Annotated in this window: 3 protein-coding genes and 1 pseudogene; 1 reads left to right on the top strand and 3 read right to left on the bottom strand. The window is 64.9% G+C overall.

Going from position 1 to position 3,932, the window contains the following annotated elements; all coding sequences use genetic code 11:
• The coding region (locus ACREBX_RS01990; protein WP_431560079.1) for a sulfatase-like hydrolase/transferase at nt 1-1,453 on the top strand (1,453 nt) is incomplete at its 5' end.
• Between the two features lie 10 nt (nt 1,454-1,463).
• Here the strand turns inward: ACREBX_RS01990 and ACREBX_RS01985 are convergent.
• The 3 genes and pseudogenes from ACREBX_RS01985 to ACREBX_RS01975 form a co-directional block, all read right to left on the bottom strand.
• Nucleotides 1,464-1,595, bottom strand: coding sequence for a hypothetical protein (locus ACREBX_RS01985; RefSeq protein ID WP_431560080.1), 132 nt, complete (start codon nt 1,593-1,595; stop codon nt 1,464-1,466).
• A 241-nt stretch (nt 1,596-1,836) separates the two neighbouring features.
• A pseudogene (locus tag ACREBX_RS01980) lies at nt 1,837-2,220 on the bottom strand (DUF1905 domain-containing protein); the annotation flags it as partial.
• A gap of 11 nt (nt 2,221-2,231) precedes the next feature.
• Nucleotides 2,232-3,572 carry an MFS transporter gene (locus ACREBX_RS01975; RefSeq protein ID WP_431560078.1) on the bottom strand — a complete coding sequence of 447 codons (1,341 nt, stop codon included), beginning with the start codon at nt 3,570-3,572 and terminating at the stop codon, nt 2,232-2,234.
• Between the last annotated feature and the right edge of the window lie 360 nt (nt 3,573-3,932).

Raw genomic sequence — 3,932 nt, 5'->3', positions numbered from 1 at the left:
GTGCAGCCCGTCGCGCTCGACGATCTTCACCGGGCATCATACGCAGCGCACGGGTATCTATCTGAACTCGAGCGGCGCCGATGATCCGGTGCTGCCCACCGATCTGCCGACGCTGGGGCATATGATGCGCACGGCGGGCTATTACACCAGCTACAAGGGCAAATGGCACCTTTCGCCGATCAACGAAAAGCGGAACTGGAACCAGGTGTCGGGCATGATCTACCCCGCCACCGAACATGCCATGGAAGCCTATGGGTTCGACGACTACGGGTTCGACGGCGAGGCGGTGGGCCTGACGTGGGACGGGTATCGGCACGACCAGTATATCGCCGCCGACGCTTCGCGCAGCATTCTCGATTTCAAGGGGCAGGACAAGGCGGCCGGCAAGCCATGGTTCATGGTCGTCGGCCTGCTCAACCCGCACGACATCATGTTCTATGACGCGACGGGCAAGCAGACCGGGACGCGCGCGCACCCCTATCTTCTGGGGCCGCTGCGCCGCGAACCGGGCGACCCGCTCTATGCCGAAGACAATGGCTTCGAGCTGCCCGACAGCTTTTACCGCGACGACCTGAGCGGAAAGCCCGAGGCGCATCGGGGCATCGCCGCTTCGAACGTCCGCACCTATGGTGCCATGGACCTGAGCGACGAAGTATCGTGGCGCCGTTTCCGCAATTATTATTACAACTGCATCCGCGACGTCGACCGGCGGATCGGCCAATTGCTGTGGGCGCTCGAGACGAGCGGCCAGCTCGAGAATACGATCATCGTCTACACCGCCGACCATGGCGAACGGGCGGGCGCGCACGGCATGCGGCAAAAGGGCGGCACGATCTATCGCGAGGAGACCAATGTGCCGATGATCATCGTTCATCCGGGCGTCGCGGGCGGACGCCGCTCGCGCCGCCTGATGAGCGCGGTGGATATTGCACCGACCTTGCTCGCGCTGGGCGGGAAGGATGCCGGCTGGCGGAAGGACCATTATCCGGGCCTGCCCGGCGTCGACGTGACGCCGCTGCTGACCGACGCCGAGGCGCGCACCGAACGCGACGTCAGGGGGCATTTGTTCAACTATGCCGTGGGCTATGGCTGGGCCCCGAAGGCGGGACAGCCCGCGACCGCTCCCTTCACCGACCGTTTCGATCTCTCGCGTCGGCGGCTGCACCGCGGCGTGCATGACGGCCGCTGGAAGTTCGCGCGCTATTTCGCGCCGGCGCATCATCGGAAACCGCAAAACTGGGCCGAATTGTCGGCGAACAACGACCTCGAACTCTATGATACGCACGCCGATCCCGACGAGATCGTCAATCTCGCCGCGCGGCCCGAGCAGCGACGCAACATATCGCGCCTCAATGCGATGGTGAACGCGTTGATCGCGCGCGAGGTCGGGACGGACGATGGAAGCGAATATCCGGGGCCGACCGAGATGTATAATCGACCATGGCCGGGATGAGAGGGGATAGTCAGCCCTGGCCGGCTTCGGCGCGGGCCGGGGCCGACTGGTCGACGCGTGTCATCGCGGCGATTGCAAGCAGCAAGGCAAAGGCAGCGAAGGCCATCGTATAGATGGGCTCCCCCGGAAACAGCGATTTCATGATCGAGCCCATCACGGTCGCGACGAGCAATTGTGATCGTCTGAAAATCGCCGTTCGCGCCCGAATGATAGTTCGGCCAGAGGATATAATCGGTTTCCCGGTCGTCCGCGACATGGCGGCTCGGGTCGGGCTCGGGGCGCGTGCTGTGGAAAAAACGCGCCTTCGCGCCGCCGAGGACGCCGATCGCACGATCGATGTTGCGATGCCGTGCCGCGTCCGATTTCAGATTGGCGAGGTAACGCAGGATTTCTTTCTGGAGACTTGGCGGAAGGGCCTGCCATCGGGTTTTGATCCCGGCGTCTTCATCGAGGCGGGCTGCAAATTCCGGCAGCATGTCGTCCTGCGGGCCGCTGCGGTAGGCGGGATCGAAAACGACCGACACGTCGACCGTGTCGCCGACATCGGTGCCCGACTCCTTGCGGACGACGCCGTCGAGATAGAGGTAAAAGCCCCCGTCGCCCGCCGGCATCATGTTGACCCGCCAGGCGGGATCGGGCTGGCCGTTCACCTGAACGAGGACGGGCAGGGGCTTTTTCCAGCCGGCCTTGATCCGCCGCGCCCGCGCGGCGCTGACCAGCACATAGGGATTGATCCCCCTCAGTTCGATCTTCGCCCTGAAGTCCATGGGGTGCGTGGTCAGCCGATCGTGCTCGCCAGTTCGCGGTTGAGCCAGAGTGCGACGAGCGTGCCGATCGCGCCCGAGAGCAGATAGGCGCCCGCGGCGATCAGCCCGAACTGGCTGGAGAGCCAGAGGGCGACCATCGGCGCGAAGCCGGCGCCGAACAGCCAGGCGAGGTCGGAGGTGAAGGCCGAGCCGGTGTAGCGATGGCGCGGCTGGAAGTTCGACGAGAGCGCGCCCGACGACTGGCCGAACGACAGGCCGAGCAGCGCGAAGCCGAGGATCATGAAGGTCGCCTCGCCGATTTCGCCGGCGTCGAGCAATTGCGGCGCAAAGCCGCTGAACGCCGCGATGGCGGCGGCGGTGGCGGCCAGCAACGTGCGGCGGCCGAAGCGGTCGGCGAGCGCGCCCGACGCGATGATCGTCCCGATGCCGACGACCGCGGCGATCGCCTCGATCATCAGGAAGCGCACCGGGCTTTCGTCGGTGAACAGGAACACCCACGACAGCGGATAGACGGTGACCATGTGGAACATCGCGAAGCTGGCGAGCGGCGCGAAGGTGCCGATGACGATCGTCTTCCATTCGGATCGCACCGTTTCGAGCAACGGCGCCGGCTGAAGCGCGCGGTTTTCGAACAGCTCGGCATATTCGGGGGTCACGACAATGCGCAGCCGCGCGAACAGCGCGACGACGTTGATCGCAAAGGCGACGAAGAAGGGATAGCGCCAGCCCCACGCAAGGAAATCTGCCGCGGGCAGCGCCGAGATCAGGAACATGAAGAGCAGGCTGGCGACGATGAGGCCGAGCGGTGCGCCGAGCTGCGGGATCATCGCGTACCAGCCGCGGCGGTTCTCGGGCGCGTTCAATGCCAGCAGCGAGGCGAGGCCGTCCCACGAGCCGCCGAGTGCGACGCCCTGGCCCATGCGGAACAGCGCGAGGAGGAGCGCGGCGCCGATGCCGGCCGATTCATAGCTGGGGACGAAGGCGATCGCCGCGGTCGACCCGCCGAGCAGGAACAGCGCGATGGTGAGCTTGGCACCGCGGCCATAAGCGCGGTCGATCGCGGTGAAGATGATCGTGCCGACCGGGCGCGCGACGAAGGCGAGCGCGAAGATCGCGAACGACCAGAGCGTACCCGTCAGCGGGTCGAGGTGCGGGAAGACGAGCTTCGGGAACACCAGCACCGACGCGATCGCGTAGACGAAGAAGTCGAAGAATTCGGAGGTGCGGCCGATGATGACGCCGATCGCGATTTCGGCGGGGTCGATGCGGTGGCTGCCCCCATCCTGACTGGCGCCGTGGAGGGCGCGGGCGTCGCGTTCGACCTCGGTGGTGGGCACAGTATCGGCAGCCATGGTAGCAATCCTTGAGCTGGCGCCCTCCGCAGGACAGGATGCGGCGGCACGAGTCGGTCATAGGGCAAAATTACCCCGAATGAAAATGCCCCTGCGCGATGAAGAGCGGTCGCGGGATTGGACAAAATGTCCTATGTGCAGTGCAACAAAGGAGGCTTAGGGCCCGCCCTCAATTTCAGCGGCATCGAGGTTTGAAGCAAAATGACCCAGTGCGAGGAGAGAAGGCGAAGACATATGTCGATATTTCGAGACTTCTCGACGAAGCAATGGGCCATTTTGATCAAATCCCTTCGGGACGTCCAAATGGCGAACAGCTCGGGCCGAAAGCCGCTTGCAAGGGCAACCAGCCCTCGCGGCGCG

The sequence above is a fragment of the Sphingopyxis sp. genome (assembly GCF_050725655.1).
Classification (GTDB): domain Bacteria; phylum Pseudomonadota; class Alphaproteobacteria; order Sphingomonadales; family Sphingomonadaceae; genus Sphingopyxis.
This window is presented reverse-complemented; position numbering and strand designations above follow the sequence as displayed.